The organism is Phenylobacterium sp. (assembly GCF_030698145.1).
Classification (GTDB): Bacteria; Pseudomonadota; Alphaproteobacteria; order Caulobacterales; family Caulobacteraceae; genus Phenylobacterium.
Genome location: NZ_JAUYNW010000054.1, coordinates 15,611 through 28,885, shown reverse-complemented (window position 1 = coordinate 28,885; position 13,275 = coordinate 15,611). Strand labels below are relative to the sequence as shown.

The window sequence follows — 13,275 nt, the reverse complement described above, 5'->3', positions numbered from 1 at the left end:
AAACGCCTCGCCGAGCGCCAAGCCGAGGCCGTCATCCCCGACGACAACCTCCCGCAAGCGACCGATCCCCTACGACACCGTCGCCTATCGGCAGCGCAACACCGTCGAGCGCCTCTGGGCACGCCTCAAGGACTACCGCCGTGATCCTCCCCCGAATTAGTAGACGGGGTTAGGCCGCTCTGCGCTCGGCGTCGGCCGGACTGATATAGCCCAGGGCCGAGTGCAGGCGACGGGGATTGTAGAAGCCCTCCATGTACTGGAACAGACCGCGGCTGGCCTGGTCGCGGGTGGCGTAGACCCGGTGGTGGACCCGCTCGGTCTTGAAGGTGTGGAAGAAGCTCTCCACCGGTGCGTTGTCCCAGCAGTCGCCCTTACGGCTCATGGAGGGCGTGATCCCTTGTCGGGCCAGGGCTGAGCGATAGGCCTCGGCGGCGTACTGGATGCCACGGTCGGAGTGATGGATCAGGCCGGGCGCTGGCCGCTGGCGCTGGATGGCCATGTCGAGGCCGAGCGATCCCAGCCCGGCAAGCCGGATCGACCGGTCAGCGGCCGGGAGACCGTCGCCGAAGGGGGCGAGTTGCTCACCTAGCCTTTCGCGTAGCCACATGCCCGGCGTGCCCGTAGACGCACCGGACATGCTCTTACACATGTCTTACACACTTACACATTCTCTTACACATTTTTTGGGATACATCGTAAAATATAACGTGATATCAAATAGTTATGGTAGACGCACCGGGCTTAAAATCCGTAGGGCCGCGAGGCCCGTGCCGGTTCGAGTCCGGCCGCCCGTACCGATCGTCCGCTCAGGGCAGCGTGAATTTCTCGCGGCGGGGGCGGCCGTTGACCAGGCCGTCGAAGACGATCAGCACCTCGACGGTCTTGCCCTCCTGCTTCACCACCTCCAGGCCCTCGGCCTTGACCTCGGCGCCCGCCTCGTCGCCGGTGAGGGTCAGGTCGTGAAGCTTAACCTCCGAGCCCTTCACGTTCGGATCGACCAGCCATAGGGACGGGGTGATCGCTTCCTCGTGGGCCGCGCCGGCGAGGACCAGCAGGCGCCCGTCGGCCAGCCGCGCCAGGTCGCGGACGCCGACAGTGGGTCCCAGCTTGAGGGGGACGACCTCCCCGGTCGGGGCGCCCGGCGTGGCGGCGAAGAGGGCGGCGAGGCTCGCCTTCACGAGATAAGCGCTGTCGCCGAGCGACGGAGCGCGCAGGCCCAGCCAGACATCGTCGCCGACCACGGCCAGGCCCTCGATGTTGAGCCCGTTCTGCTCGACCCCGTCCTTGGCCAGCAGCGGCTTGGCGAAGAGGGGGCCGGCGTGCTGGGCGCCGCTCAGCCAGGGGGCGAGGTGGAAGGTGGTGGCGGCGGCGGCCTTGGGCGTGCCATCGGGGTTCAGTTCGAACCGGGCCAGCTGGAACATCGAGGACTTGTACTCGTCTTTGTTGCGTGAGCAGCCGTGCGAACCGACGACGTAGAAGTAGGGGGCGGAATAGGCGACGCCCTCACCGTCCATTTCGTCCTTCTCGTCCCACTTGGGCGTCTTGGAGCAGGGCGCCTTGGGCTCGGCGCCGTAGGTCGCCGCCTGCTTGATCAGGGTCACCGATGGCAGGGGGGTGAGGCTGGCGCCGTCGTAGCGGGTGGGCTGGGCCGAGGTGTTCTCGTCGTTGATGAGCACGCAGAGCCCGGCCGGGGCGCAGGCGACACCGCTGAGGTCCTCGGCGGGCTTCTGAGCCTTGCCAGGCTTGGGGGGTTTGCCCAGGAAGTCGCGGGTCACCGTGATCGGCGTCACCTCGACGCTCGGCGGCGCGGCGGCCGGCTGGGTGGTGGCGGCAGGCGGGGTGGCGTCGCAGGCCGCGAGCGCGGCGATCAAGATCAACAGGAACGGCTTCATGGCTTCCTCCTTGGATATTGCGCGACGCGGGGGCCCGATCTCAACCCGCCGAGGCCGCATCCATGGGAGTGCGGAACGCGGGGAGATAGCGATAGCGGTAGGCGCGCATGGTGGGGTGGATCTCGTCGAACCACCATTGCGGCCCGCGCCCGTTGAGCCCGACGCAATCGGCGTGGATGACGCTCGCCTTGTGCTGCGCCGCCCAGGCCGCGATCGCCGCGCGGAACGCATCGACAAGCTGGGTGATGGCGGCGACCTGGACGGCGTCGCTCAAATAGCCCTTGTCCTCCAGCGGCTCCGACAGCCATGGCCCGCGGGACGCGGGGCTGGCGTAGTCATAGCCATGGACGACCAAGCGGCCGTTGAAGCCCAGGGACGCCAGGTCCGCGCGGATCGTCTCGTAGTGACCGACGGTGTCGGCGATGGTCTGGCGCCCGACCGGGGTCAGCCAGTCGGACTTGGTGGAGTCGAAATCGATCAGCATGCGCTTGATGTTGCGCTCCCCATTGGGGGCCTCGCCCAGCAGATCGTTGCCGCCGCCGCTCAGCAGGAAGAAGTGCGGCTTGATCTCGGCGATGTACGGCTCGTACTCGCGGGCCGCGGCCATGCGGGAGAGGACGTCGCCGGCGGCGGCCAGGGTCTTCACGGCGTACTGGTCGACGAACCACTCGAGCATGTCGGACCCGAACGGGTAATGAAACCAGGAGTCGCCGATCGCCACGATCCGGGTCTTGTTCGGGTCCTTGATGTTCTCTTTGAACTTCTTCTCGCGCGTCTTGCGCCAGAGCTTGTTCAGGCGGTCCATGGAGCCGCCGCCGAGCGAGTCCAGTTCGTTGCCCTTGCGCAGATAGACCCGATAGCTCGGTCGGAACGGGTTGCCGCCCGGCGTGGGCTCGATCTCGATATCGCCCGCCGCGATGGCCGCGTTGAGCTTGCTCTCGGTGAACAGCTCCTGGACCTTGTCCTTCATTCCCCGCCTCCCGTCTTCTCAGTCGACGCACACGCTGTACGCACGGTCGTACCATTTACCACTTTTGCGGGCGGAGGCGCAAAGCGCAATGCCTACCAGGATGACCAGGCTTCTCCGTGCGGCCCTCGCCGCGCCGGCGGGGCTGCTGGGTTCGATCTTCGCCACGAGCCTCGCCCGCCGCCGGACGCCCGGCTAGGGCGCGAAGGCGTTCCAGATCCAGGCCCCGAGCCCGGATACGACCAGTCCGGTCACCAGGCCTCGGGCAAAGGCGCTATGGCGGTCCCACCAGACCTTCCGCGCGCGGACGCGTTGCGCTCGATCAACTCTTCGCTTCTGAAAGGCCATGCGTGTCGTCTCGCCGATCTGGCCCGCCGTGGCAAGCTGAGCCATGCGCCCATCGCGGTCGCCGCCAGTCCCGGCCTATGCTGCGCAAGCGATGGGGGGAATCATGACAGCGACATCTTTGCCGGCGCGGGTGGCGCTGATCGCCGCGGTGGTCGCCGGCGTCAGCTACATGTTCTCCTGGGACCTGCCGCTGTCGCAGGCCCAGAGCCTGGCCTGGAAGGGCGCGGGGGTCGGGCTGCTGGCGCTCTACGCGGCCCTGCGGGCGCGGACCCTGGACGGATGGCTGATCTGCGCGGTGATGGTGTTCGGGGCGTTGGGCGACGTGCTGCTGGGCGCGGCGGGGCTGGTGACCGGCGCCGTGGCCTTCCTGGTCGGGCACCTGATCGCCATCTGGCTCTATATGCGCAACCGGCGCGCCGGGATCACGGGCCGCGCGCGGCTGCTGGCCAGCCTGCTGGTCGCAGCGACCGTGACGGTGGCCTTCCTGCTGCCGGACGATCGGGCCGGGGCGCCCGGCGTGGCGCTCTACGCCCTGGGGCTGTCGATCATGGCGGCCTGCGCCTGGACCAGCCGCTTCCCGCGCGCCACGACGGGGATCGGGGCGGTGATGTTCGTGGTCTCCGACCTGTTGATCTTCGCCCGCGAAGGGCCGCTGGCCGACCAGGCCTGGGTCGGTTTCGGGATCTGGAGTCTCTATTTCGCGGGCCAGACAGTGATCTGCATGGGCGTCACGCGGACCCTGGCGCGGGATGCGGCGCCGCTCACGGCGTGAGCAAGGCCCCATAGGTCCTGTCGAGGTCGGGATCGATCGCGCGCGCCGCCGCCAGATCGGCGTCGCCCTCCGTCCGCCGGCCCAGGCCGCGCTTGGCGACGCCGCTGAGGTAGAGGGCGTCGACATAGCTCGCATCGAGCTTGTAGGCGCCTTCGGCGTCGGCGAGGGCGGCCGCATAGGCGCCGCCGCGGACGTGCGCCGCGCTGCGGCTGGCCAGCAGGTAGGCTGCGGGCCCTGACATGGCGATGGCGCGGTCGCAGTCGTTCACGGCCCGGGCCGAATTCCCGTCGAAGACCGAGCGATAGAGGCAGGTGTGGCCGAACACATTTGGCTCGCTCGGCGCGAGGATCGCGACCCTGTCGAAGTCGCCAAGACCTTTGGCGGTGCGGCCCAGGTTCAGCAGCGCGTCGCCTCGGGTCAGCAGCAGCCAAGTGTTCTCGGGCTGGAGTTTGAGGCCGCGTTCGGCATCGGCCAGAGCACGCCGGAATTCGCCCTGGGTGACAAGGAACTCAGCGCGGCTCAGCAGCGCGTCAACGTCGTGCGGCCTCAAGCTCAAGGCGCGATCGAGGTCAGCCAGCGCCCGGATCGGATCGCTTTTTCGCTGGTGGATCTCGGCGCGCGCGACATAGGCGTAGAAGTCGTCTGGCTCGATGCCGATGGCGCGGTCGAGATCGGCCAAGGCCGGGTCAAGACGGTCCAGAAGGAACAGCGCGTCCGCCCGTCCCGTGAGAACAGCCGCGTTCGGCCCTCCCAGCTTTTCGGCCCTGTCGAAGTCGGCGATCGCACCTTCGTAATCCTTGGTCAGGTTGCGCCCTCGGCCTCGATCGCGGAACAGTTCGGCGTCGTCGGGCTTGGCGGCGATGGCCTTGTCCAGGTCGACGAGACCCAACGCGGGGCTGCCCGAAATGACCAGGACCAGGCCTCGGCGGCCCCAGAGCGTTGGATTGTCGGGATCCAGTTTGATCGCGGCCTCATAGCCGGCGAGAGCCGCCGCGAAATCGCCCAGCGCCATGGCCGAGTCGCCGCGCAGGATCAGGGGGTAGGTGCTGGTGGGATCCGCAGCGATCGCCGCGGCGAAATCGGCGTCCGCCAGCCGGTCCTCCCCCAGGCTCGTCCGGTTCGAGGCTCGGATCGCCAGGGCCATGCTCCGCAGGTCCGGCATATCGGCGCCGGCCTTGATGACCCTGCCGCAGGCGGCGACCGCCGCCTTGTGGTCAGGCTGATCCTCGACCCTGCAGGCGTCGAGATCGGCCTTGCTGGGCTCAGCGGCCGCGGCGGGTCCAGCGAGGGCGGCGGCGCACAGGATGGCCGCGAGACGGAAACGCATGGTTCGAGCTCCGGATCAGGGGGGGTCAGAAAAGGCCCAGCGCGCGGAAGCTGGCCACGCCGTCGCGGCCGACAACCAAATGGTCGTGGACGGCGATGCGCAGGGGGCGGCCGGCCTCGACCACCTCGCGGGTCATCTGGATGTCCGCGCCCGAGGGGGTGGGGTCGCCCGAGGGGTGGTTGTGCACCAGGATCACGGCGCTGGACGAGAGCTCCAGCGCCCGGCGCATCACCTCGCGCGGATAGACCGGGGCGTGGTCGACGGTGCCGTGGTTCATCACCTCGTCGGCGATGAGCTGGTTCTTCTTGTCGAGGAAGAGGACGCGGAACTGCTCGCGCGGCTCGTGGGCCAGGGCGAGCTTCACATAGGCCAGGAGCTGGGACCACGAGGTGATCACTGTGCGCCTGCCCACCGCCTCGCGGCCGACGCGCAGGGCGGTCTGGTGCAGCAGCTTGAGGTCGCGGGCCACGGCCTCGCCGACCCCGGCCACGGTCTTGAGCTCGGCGGGGGAGGCGGCGAGCACGGCGGCCAGCGATCCGAACCGGGCGATCAGGGCCTTGGCGAGCGGCTTGACGTCGCCGCGCGGGATGGCGCGGAACAGGTGCAGCTCCAGCAGCTCGTAGTCGGGCAGGGCGTCCAGCGTGGCCGCGGCGCGGTCGCGCAGGCGGTCGCGGTGGCCGAGATAGTGGGGCTTGGGCGTCTTGGTCGGTTCTGGGGCGCGCGTCGCCGCCGCCCAGAGGTCGGGTTGAGGACCTTCAGCGAGTTCGCGCGGCGCCACCATGCCGCGCATCGTTCTTTATTTGTTCCAGCTTGGCAATAGGGTTTTTCAACCCCGGGCTGCGGAGCCCGGCTTCAGGCGCTCTGGACGGGCGGCTTGAACTGGGCCGAGTCGGTGAAGATCTCGTAGCCCGTCTCGGTCACGCCGATGGAGTGCTCGCACTGGGCCGAGAGCGACTTGTCGCGGGTCACCGCCGTCCAGCCGTCGGAGAGCAGCTTCACCTGGTGCTTGCCCAGGTTCACCATGGGTTCGATGGTGAAGAACATGCCCGCGCGCAGGGTGTCGCCCGTGCCCTTCTGGCCGAAGTGCAGGATGTTGGGCGCGTCGTGGAACACCTTGCCCAGGCCGTGGCCGCAGAAGTCGCGGACCACCGAGCAGCGCATGGATTCCACATAGGACTGGATGGCGAAGCCGATGTCGCCGGTCTTGGCGCCCGGCTTGACCTGGTCCAGGCCCTTCTGGATGGCCTCGTAGGTGACGTCGATCAGCCGCTTGGCGCGCGGCGCCACCGGGCCGACCCCGTACATGCGGCTGGTGTCGCCGTGCCAGCCGTCGACGATGGCGGTGACGTCGATATTGACGATGTCGCCCTCGCGCAGGGCCCGTTCGCCGGGGATGCCGTGGCAGACCACGTGGTTGGGCGAGATGCAGACCGTCTTGCCGTAGCCGCGATAGAACAGGCAGGCGGGCAGGGCGCCGTGGTCGAGGATGAACTCGCGCGCCATGCGGTCGAGGTCGTCGGTGATGGCGCCCGGCACGACGTGCGGGGCCAGCAGGTCCAGGCACTCAGCGGCGAGCTTGCCGGCGACGCGCATGCCCTCGAAGCCCTCGGGGCCGTGGACACGGATCTGGCCGGTGCGGTGTTCGGCTTCCAGGACGTCGTTCATGGTCTGCTCCAAGCCCGCGTCGCGCCAGGGAACAGGGCGCGCGATGCGGATGGCTGAAGGGCTTATGTCGCAATCCTAGCACAGGACTTCAACACCCGCCTTCGTCGCGGCGCGCGCGACGGGGACCTCAGGCCGCCAGAGCCTCGCCGAACGCCGGGCGCGCCCGCAGGCGGGCGAGATAGGCGCGGACGCTGGGATGGCGGTCGTCCACCAGGCCAAGCTGGTCGGCGAGGGACAGGCTGTAGCCCAGCATGATGTCGGCGGCGGTGAAGGCCGGGCCCAGGATGTGGTCGCTGGACCGCAGGGCTAAGTCGCAGAAGGCCAGGGCCTCGCCGGCCTTTCCGACCGCGTGGTCGACGGTCGCGCGGTCGCGGCGGTCCTCGGGCAGCCGGTGTTGCCGCACCAGCGTTCCCAGGGGGCCCATCATCGTCGCCTCGGGGAAATGGAGCCATTGGAGGAAGCGCCCGTGCTCGGAGCCGCCGGGCTGGGGCCTGGGCGACGGCTCCAGCCGCCCCTCGCCGAACTTGGCCAGCAGGTACTGAGTGATCGCGCCGGATTCCGTCAGGACGAAGCCGTCGTCGTCGATGGCCGGGACCTTGCCCAGGGGATTGACCCGCAGATAGTCCGGGCCGTGCATTACGGCGTGGTCGAACGGCATGGCCACCGTCTCGTGGGCCAGGCCCAGCTCCTTCACCAGCCAGAGCGTCCGCACCGAGCGCGTGCCGCTCACATGGTAGATTTTCAGCATGGCCGGTTCTCGCGTGGGTGGCTCGTCAGCCTAGGCGCGCGGCGGACGCGCGGCTACGGCCTCAACGCGCCCAGGGCAGGCGCTGCGCGATGCTGACGCCGCTCGTGGTGATGGCGCAGCCGTAGATCAGCACCTCGACGCCTGCGTCGGCGGCCTGGTCCAGGCCCTTCGCGAAGGCGGGGTCCAGTTCGTGGCAGGCGGTGAAGGCGTCGCAGTCGGTGCGCTGGACCACGAACAGGACCACGGCGCGGTCGCCCGCGGCTGTCATGGCCTCAAGCTCGCGCAGGTGCTTCAGCGAGCGGGCGGCGACGCAGTCGGGGAACTCGGCGAGGGTTCCCGAGCGGCGCAGGTGGCAGTTCTTGATCTCCAGCCAGCAGGGCGGCCGGCCCTCCTGTTCCAGCAGGAAGTCGACGCGGGAGTTGGCGCCATACTTCACCTCGCGGCGGTGGCTGGCGTAGCCGGTGAGCTCGGGGATGGCGTCGGCGGCCAGGGCCTCGGCCACCAGGCGGTTGGGGTGCATGGTGTTGATCCCCACCAGGCCGCCGTCCACATCGACCAGCTCCAGGGTGTGGGCGAGCTTGCGCTTGGGGTTATCGGACCGCGAGATCCAGACCGGCAGGCCCGGGGTGTTGAGGCCCAGCATGGCGCCGGGATTGGGACAGTGGGCGGTGACCGGGGTCCCGTCGTCCAGCACCACGTCGGCGAAGAAGCGCTTGTAGCGGCTGACGAGGACGCCTCGGGCGAGGGGGCTGATGAAGTCCATGGGCGGTCTCGGCGGCGGCGGGCGCCTCACTTAGGAATGTGGCGGGCGAAGGGCCAGAAGTTCCTGAGATTGAGCCGCTTTTCACAGGGCGCGGCGGCTGTGGAAAATCGCCCTGGTCAAGCTTGCATGGACCGCCGGCCTGGGTGACAGGCTGGTCCCGGGAAATGTCGTCCAGACCATTTTCCGCCGAAGTGGACACCGGTTCGGCGAAGAAAATGGTCTAGATTCAAAGAGGCTTGAGCAAAATCCGATCCAATCAGATCGGATTTTGCTCTAGGCGACATGGGCGAGGACGGCGAGCGGAGAGCCCATGCCTGCGAGACATCCGCCTGAATGGCCCCATCAGCTACGGGCCGCCGGGGCGCTGGCGCTGATCGGGACGGTGTGGCTGCTGGTCCTGCCGTTGGCGGCCGGCGCCTACGGGGCGCTTTGGGTCCTGGACCTAGCGCGACGCGCTCTTGGTCGCGCCGGTGGCGAGCGCGTCGCGCACAACCGACTGCAGGGCGAATACCGAGAGGCCCGCGCCCACGACGCGTAGGGGTTTGCCCTGGCAAACCTGGCGCAGCAGTTCCCCGCGGTCGGTGGCGAGATCCACGTCCTGCCAGGCGTCGGGCTGCTCGACGGCGCGGACGGTCTCGCCCGAGGCGGTGGCGAAGCGGCGGGACAGGTCGCGGGTGCGTCCGAGCGCGCAGCTGAACTCGCGATAGGTGGCGATCAGGGTCGCGCCCTCCAGCGGCTTGTGCAGGATGACATAGGTCCAGGCGAAGGCGTTGCTCTCTTCGCGCACGACGCTGCCGGTGTCGTAGACCAGGGCGCTCTCGCCCTTCTTGAAGGCCACCGTGGCGAAGGGCGCGGCCTTCGCCGCCGTCGCGCACAGCAGGGCGAGCGCAAGACCCGCAATGACCGCTTTCCCCATCGGCGCCTCCTCGCGCGATGTCCCAAGCCGTGTCCCCCGGTGGGACAGACATTAACCCCTTCTGCAATTCTCCGGCTAGAGCCTTGCGGCAGGCGGGGCTGCGGGGTTAGTCGGAGGGCGGTTAGACCATTTTCCGCCGAAGTGGATACCGGTTCGGCGGAGAAAATGGTCTAAATTCAAAGAGTCTTGAGCAAAATCCGATCCAATCAGATCGGATTTTGCTCTGGACGAACGGGCGTTCGAACACGGAGCAGGCGCGATGGCGGCGGGCGAGGCGAACGAGCGGGTGACCGCCGCGGTGCTGATCATCGGCGACGAGATCCTGTCGGGCCGCACGCAGGACACCAACCTGCGCGACATCGCCCGCTATCTGGGCGTCCACGGGGTGGACCTGGTCGAGGCCCGCACGGTGAGCGACGTGCACGAAGACATCATCGCGGCGCTGGACGCGCTGCGTACCCGCTACGACTACGTGATCACCACCGGCGGCATCGGCCCGACCCACGACGACATCACCGCCGACGCGGTGGCCGCGGCGTTCGGGGTGGAGCTCATCGAACACCCCGACATCATCGCCATGATGGCCGCACGCTGGGGCGGGGAGATGAACGCCGCGCGGCGGCGGATGGCCCGCGTGCCGGTGGGCGGGGAGCTGGTGAAGAACCCGGTCCAGGGGCCGCCCGGCTTCACCATCGGCAACGTCTTCGTCCTGGCCGGGGTGCCGGTGATCATGCGCGGGATGCTGGAGGATGTGGGTCATCGCCTGCGCGGCGGGGCGGTGGTGCTGAACCGCACGGTGCGGGTGGAAGGCTCGGGCGAGGGGGTGATCGCCGCGCCCCTGGAGGCGGTGGCCAAGGCCCATCCGGCCATGTCCCTGGGCAGCTATCCGTTCTTCGAGCAGGGCCTCTATGGGTCGAACCTGGTGCTGCGCGGGCGCGACGCCGACGAACTGGCCGCCGCCGTGGTCGAACTGACCGCGGCGCTGACCGAGGCCGGCGTGGCCAATGTGCGCGAGGTCGAGGCAGCCTGACAGCGCCCGCGCGGCCCAGGCCGCGGCGCCGGACGACGGGCGTTTGTTTCCATGTCGAAATACTCTAAGGCTCTCGCGCCCGATTTCAGAGGACTGAGCCGGGCCAGCCGGGGGGCTAGGCGTGTCTGCGGGATTGGAAGCTCTCAAGATCTTGATCGTCGACGACAATGCGCAGATGCGCACGATCATCGGCACGGTGCTGAGCGCGGCGGGCGTGCGTCAGCTCCACTACGCCCCGGACGGCGCCAAGGGGCTGGAGACCCTCAACCGCATCGATATCGACGTGGCCTATGTGGACTACGAGATGCCGGTGATGAACGGGCTGGACTTCATCTCGGCGGTGCGTGCGCGCACGAGGCCCGATCGCTTCCTGCCGATCATCATGCTGACCGGCCATTCCGACCTCCCGCGGCTGAACGGCGCGCGCGACCGCGGGGTGACCGAATTCCTGACCAAGCCGGTGACAGCGCGGAGCATCCTGACGCGGCTGAGCGCGGTGATTTTCCACCCTCGGCCGTTCGTGAACACGCCCGGATTCTTCGGGCCGGACCGGCGGCGGCGCGCGCTGGGCGGCTATGACGGGCCGCTGCGGCGGACGAGCGACAACGTGTCGGTGCTGGAGCTCTAGGGCCGGGCTAGGCCGGGGCGCCGTCTTCGCGAGGCGCGAGCGGGGCGGGGCGGAGCTTGAGCAGGCGTCCGGCTCGGGCGGCGACGGCCAGGTCGCGGAAGGCGGGGGCCAGCAGGAACCAGCTTTCCACGCAATAGCGGTGGAACAGGCGGCGCGGATCGACGGCCAGCCGGAACAGCCACTCAAAGCCGATGCGGCCGATCCAGCGCGGGGCGGCGACCTGGACGCCGGCCTCATAGTCGAAGGCCGCGCCGACCGAGAACACGACGCAGGGCGGCAGCAGGTGGCGGTTGCGCAGCAGCCAGACTTCCTGGCGCGGCATGCCCATGCCGACGAACAGGACCTGGGGCCGGGCGGCGGTGATCTCGGCGAGGACAGCCGTGTTCTCCGGTCCGTCCTGGGTCATGTCGAAATAGCCGTGGCGGGTGGCGATGTCGGCGCCGGGATAGCGCGCGGTGAGCTGGTCGGCGGCGGCGCGCGCCACGCCGGGCTCGCCGCCCAGATAGAAGACCCGCCAGCGATTGCGCTCGGCCAGGCTCCAGAAGTGCTCGCGCCAGTCCAGATAGGTGCAGCGGTGGAAGGGCCGCGAGTGCAGGCCCAGGAGCTGGGTGAAGAAGATGATCGGGGTGGAGTCGAGCTCGATCACGTCGGCGGTGTCGAAGAAGGCCGCGAACTCCGGGTCCTTCTGGCTGAGATAGACGCTGTGGGCGTTATGGTTGGCGACGCACCAGGAGCGGCCGTTCTCGATCGCCTCGGAGACGTGGTGCATGACCTCCTCGGGACGGACCAGGTCCATCTCGACGCCGAGCGCGCCGATGCGCTCGGCCGAGCGCCGGCTACGGCGGAACGGCGTCCGCCCCTTGCGCCTGCGTTCAACGACAGCGGTCAACGCCGTGCTCTTCCCTAGGTTCGCCCGGAAACCGGTCGAGGCGAACCTAGGCTTGGCCGGTTAAGAATCCTTATCCACACGCGAGGGCGAGCCGCGCGGACACGTATGAGTTGTCGGATGGCCTTCGCAGGAGAAGACTGTCACCCATCCATCCGGTCTGAACTGTCACCACTCAATCCGGGCTGCACAAGGGTCGTCCTTCTCCCGCAGGGGGAGAAGGAACGCGCGCCAATCTAGTAGGCGTTGGGGTCGCGCAGCATGAGCGGCAGGGTCTTGAACGTGATCATGACGTCCAGGCCCAGAGACCAGCGGTCAATATAGGCGTTGTCGGCCGAGATGCGGTCGGCCATCTGCTTCAGCTCGCGAACCTCGCCGCGGAAGCCGCTGATCTGGGCGAAGCCGGTCAGGCCGGGGCGGGCGCGAAAGCGTTCGCCATAGGTGGGGATACGCTCGCCGTAGAACGCATCGTGGGCGATGGCGTGGGGGCGCGGCCCGACGATCGACATGTCGCCGACCAACACGTTGAAGAGTTGCGGCAGCTCATCGAGGCTCAGCTTGCGCAGGATGCCGCCGATCTGGGTGACTCGGATGTCGTTCTTGGTGGCCTGGCGCACCTCGCCGGCGTCTTCGACCACGGTCATGGTGCGCAGCTTGTAGATCGTGAACACCTTGCCGCCGAGGCCGGTGCGGCGCTGGCGGAACAGGGCCGGGCCCGGGGCGTCGAGCCGGATCAGCATGGCGATCATCACCAGCAGCGGCAGGAAGACGAGCAGGGCGCTCGAGGCGACCAGGATGTCGAACAGGCGCTTGGTGATGCTGGAGGCGACGGGAAGCGGAGGCAGCGCGTACTCGCTGGAAGTATCAACAGAGGAGGTTTCGGCGGGCGCCGCCGGTGATCGGCGCAGCGGCACGACGGAAGGGTGCGTGGCCGCATGATGCGCCCCCGCCTGCCGTTCCCCCGATTGCGCCGCTTCAGTCATCCAAGCAACCCGCCAGCCAGCTCGCGCTAATGGTTATGAAGAATTCTCGTAACGGTTTTTTAGGCATGTTCAACGCCCCGCACGCCAAGCACGAATTTTTAACCGCCCCTGCGTTCTTAATGCCCAAGGCCGAGAAACGGTCCGTCAACTTGGGAACCAGGAGTCGATGGGCGCGAAAGCTGTCATTGCTTCGATGCCGCGGGCGCAAGCCGCGCGCCCCCCGCGACTGCCTATGGCGGCAGGGTTGGCGATCGGCGCATGCGCCTCGCTGGGCCTGTGGGCGGCCATCATCAGCGGCGTCCGCAGCCTGATCTCCTAGACGTCGCCGCGCCGCGTCACAGCATGCGCCG

At 68.6% G+C, this 13,275-nt stretch carries 13 protein-coding genes and 1 pseudogene; 3 read left to right on the top strand and 11 right to left on the bottom strand.

Going from position 1 to position 13,275, the window contains the following annotated elements; all coding sequences use genetic code 11:
• Positions 1–169: 169 nt before the first annotated feature.
• The 3 genes and pseudogenes from Q8Q77_RS07335 to Q8Q77_RS07325 all read right to left on the bottom strand — a co-directional run.
• Positions 170–505: pseudogene (locus Q8Q77_RS07335) on the bottom strand (integrase core domain-containing protein); the annotation flags it as partial.
• A gap of 301 nt (positions 506–806) precedes the next feature.
• Complete coding sequence (locus Q8Q77_RS07330) at positions 807–1,892, bottom strand: DUF3616 domain-containing protein (RefSeq protein ID WP_305582657.1); 1,086 nt, start codon at positions 1,890–1,892, stop codon at positions 807–809.
• 40 nt (positions 1,893–1,932) lie between these two features.
• Positions 1,933–2,862 (bottom strand): hypothetical protein, encoded by a 930-nt coding sequence (locus Q8Q77_RS07325; protein WP_305582655.1) that lies wholly within the window; start codon positions 2,860–2,862, stop codon positions 1,933–1,935.
• 448 nt (positions 2,863–3,310) lie between these two features.
• Between Q8Q77_RS07325 and Q8Q77_RS07320 the strand changes: the two genes are divergently transcribed.
• Positions 3,311–3,979 (top strand): lysoplasmalogenase family protein, encoded by a 669-nt coding sequence (locus tag Q8Q77_RS07320; protein WP_305582653.1) that lies wholly within the window; start codon positions 3,311–3,313, stop codon positions 3,977–3,979.
• Here the strand turns inward: Q8Q77_RS07320 and Q8Q77_RS07315 are convergent.
• The 6 genes from Q8Q77_RS07315 to Q8Q77_RS07290 form a co-directional block, all read right to left on the bottom strand.
• Entirely contained in the window at positions 3,969–5,306 is a 1,338-nt protein-coding gene (locus tag Q8Q77_RS07315; RefSeq protein ID WP_305582651.1) for a tetratricopeptide repeat protein, read from the bottom strand. The genes Q8Q77_RS07320 and Q8Q77_RS07315 overlap by 11 nt on opposite strands.
• 25 nt (positions 5,307–5,331) lie before the next feature.
• Entirely contained in the window at positions 5,332–6,096 is a 765-nt protein-coding gene (gene radC, locus Q8Q77_RS07310) for a DNA repair protein RadC (RefSeq protein ID WP_305582649.1), read from the bottom strand.
• Between the two features lie 62 nt (positions 6,097–6,158).
• Positions 6,159–6,971, bottom strand: coding sequence for a type I methionyl aminopeptidase (gene map, locus Q8Q77_RS07305; protein WP_305582647.1), 813 nt, complete (start codon positions 6,969–6,971; stop codon positions 6,159–6,161).
• 127 nt (positions 6,972–7,098) lie between these two features.
• A complete protein-coding gene (locus tag Q8Q77_RS07300) occupies positions 7,099–7,719 on the bottom strand; it encodes a glutathione S-transferase family protein (RefSeq protein ID WP_305582645.1) in 621 nt (206 codons plus the stop codon).
• Between the two features lie 61 nt (positions 7,720–7,780).
• Positions 7,781–8,482 (bottom strand): DNA/RNA nuclease SfsA, encoded by a 702-nt coding sequence (sfsA, locus tag Q8Q77_RS07295; RefSeq protein WP_305582643.1) that lies wholly within the window; start codon positions 8,480–8,482, stop codon positions 7,781–7,783.
• Between the two features lie 442 nt (positions 8,483–8,924).
• Complete coding sequence (locus Q8Q77_RS07290; protein WP_305582641.1) at positions 8,925–9,398, bottom strand: surface-adhesin E family protein; 474 nt, start codon at positions 9,396–9,398, stop codon at positions 8,925–8,927.
• 259 nt (positions 9,399–9,657) lie between these two features.
• Between Q8Q77_RS07290 and Q8Q77_RS07285 the strand changes: the two genes are divergently transcribed.
• Together Q8Q77_RS07285 and Q8Q77_RS07280 are read left to right on the top strand one after the other, a co-directional pair.
• The gene (locus Q8Q77_RS07285) at positions 9,658–10,428 is read left to right on the top strand and encodes a molybdopterin-binding protein (protein ID WP_305582639.1); all 771 of its coding nucleotides are present in this window, start codon (positions 9,658–9,660) and stop codon (positions 10,426–10,428) included.
• 151 nt (positions 10,429–10,579) lie between these two features.
• On the top strand, positions 10,580–11,056 hold the full coding sequence (locus Q8Q77_RS07280; protein ID WP_305582637.1) for a response regulator: 477 nt from the start codon (positions 10,580–10,582) through the stop codon (positions 11,054–11,056).
• 7 nt (positions 11,057–11,063) lie between these two features.
• On the opposite strand, the gene Q8Q77_RS07275 is transcribed toward Q8Q77_RS07280, so the two are convergent.
• Positions 11,064–11,945 carry a WecB/TagA/CpsF family glycosyltransferase gene (locus Q8Q77_RS07275; protein ID WP_305582635.1) on the bottom strand — a complete coding sequence of 294 codons (882 nt, stop codon included), beginning with the start codon at positions 11,943–11,945 and terminating at the stop codon, positions 11,064–11,066.
• Positions 11,946–12,178: 233 nt separating this feature from the next.
• The gene (locus tag Q8Q77_RS07270) at positions 12,179–12,925 is read right to left on the bottom strand and encodes a sugar transferase (protein WP_305582633.1); all 747 of its coding nucleotides are present in this window, start codon (positions 12,923–12,925) and stop codon (positions 12,179–12,181) included.
• Positions 12,926–13,275: the final 350 nt, after the last annotated feature.

Bases quoted from the DNA above. Each gene is read 5' to 3' on its own strand.
- sfsA (WP_305582643.1), bottom strand. From the start codon at position 8,482: ATGGACTTCATCAGCCCCCTCGCCCGAGGCGTCCTCGTCAGCCGCTAC.
- Q8Q77_RS07315 (WP_305582651.1), bottom strand. From the start codon at position 5,306: ATGCGTTTCCGTCTCGCGGCCATCCTGTGCGCCGCCGCCCTCGCTGGA.
- map (WP_305582647.1), bottom strand. From the start codon at position 6,971: ATGAACGACGTCCTGGAAGCCGAACACCGCACCGGCCAGATCCGTGTC.
- radC (WP_305582649.1), bottom strand. From the start codon at position 6,096: ATGCGCGGCATGGTGGCGCCGCGCGAACTCGCTGAAGGTCCTCAACCC.
- Q8Q77_RS07270 (WP_305582633.1), bottom strand. From the start codon at position 12,925: ATGACTGAAGCGGCGCAATCGGGGGAACGGCAGGCGGGGGCGCATCAT.
- Q8Q77_RS07300 (WP_305582645.1), bottom strand. From the start codon at position 7,719: ATGCTGAAAATCTACCATGTGAGCGGCACGCGCTCGGTGCGGACGCTC.
- Q8Q77_RS07330 (WP_305582657.1), bottom strand. From the start codon at position 1,892: ATGAAGCCGTTCCTGTTGATCTTGATCGCCGCGCTCGCGGCCTGCGAC.
- Q8Q77_RS07325 (WP_305582655.1), bottom strand. From the start codon at position 2,862: ATGAAGGACAAGGTCCAGGAGCTGTTCACCGAGAGCAAGCTCAACGCG.
- Q8Q77_RS07320 (WP_305582653.1), top strand. From the start codon at position 3,311: ATGACAGCGACATCTTTGCCGGCGCGGGTGGCGCTGATCGCCGCGGTG.
- Q8Q77_RS07290 (WP_305582641.1), bottom strand. From the start codon at position 9,398: ATGGGGAAAGCGGTCATTGCGGGTCTTGCGCTCGCCCTGCTGTGCGCG.
- Q8Q77_RS07285 (WP_305582639.1), top strand. From the start codon at position 9,658: ATGGCGGCGGGCGAGGCGAACGAGCGGGTGACCGCCGCGGTGCTGATC.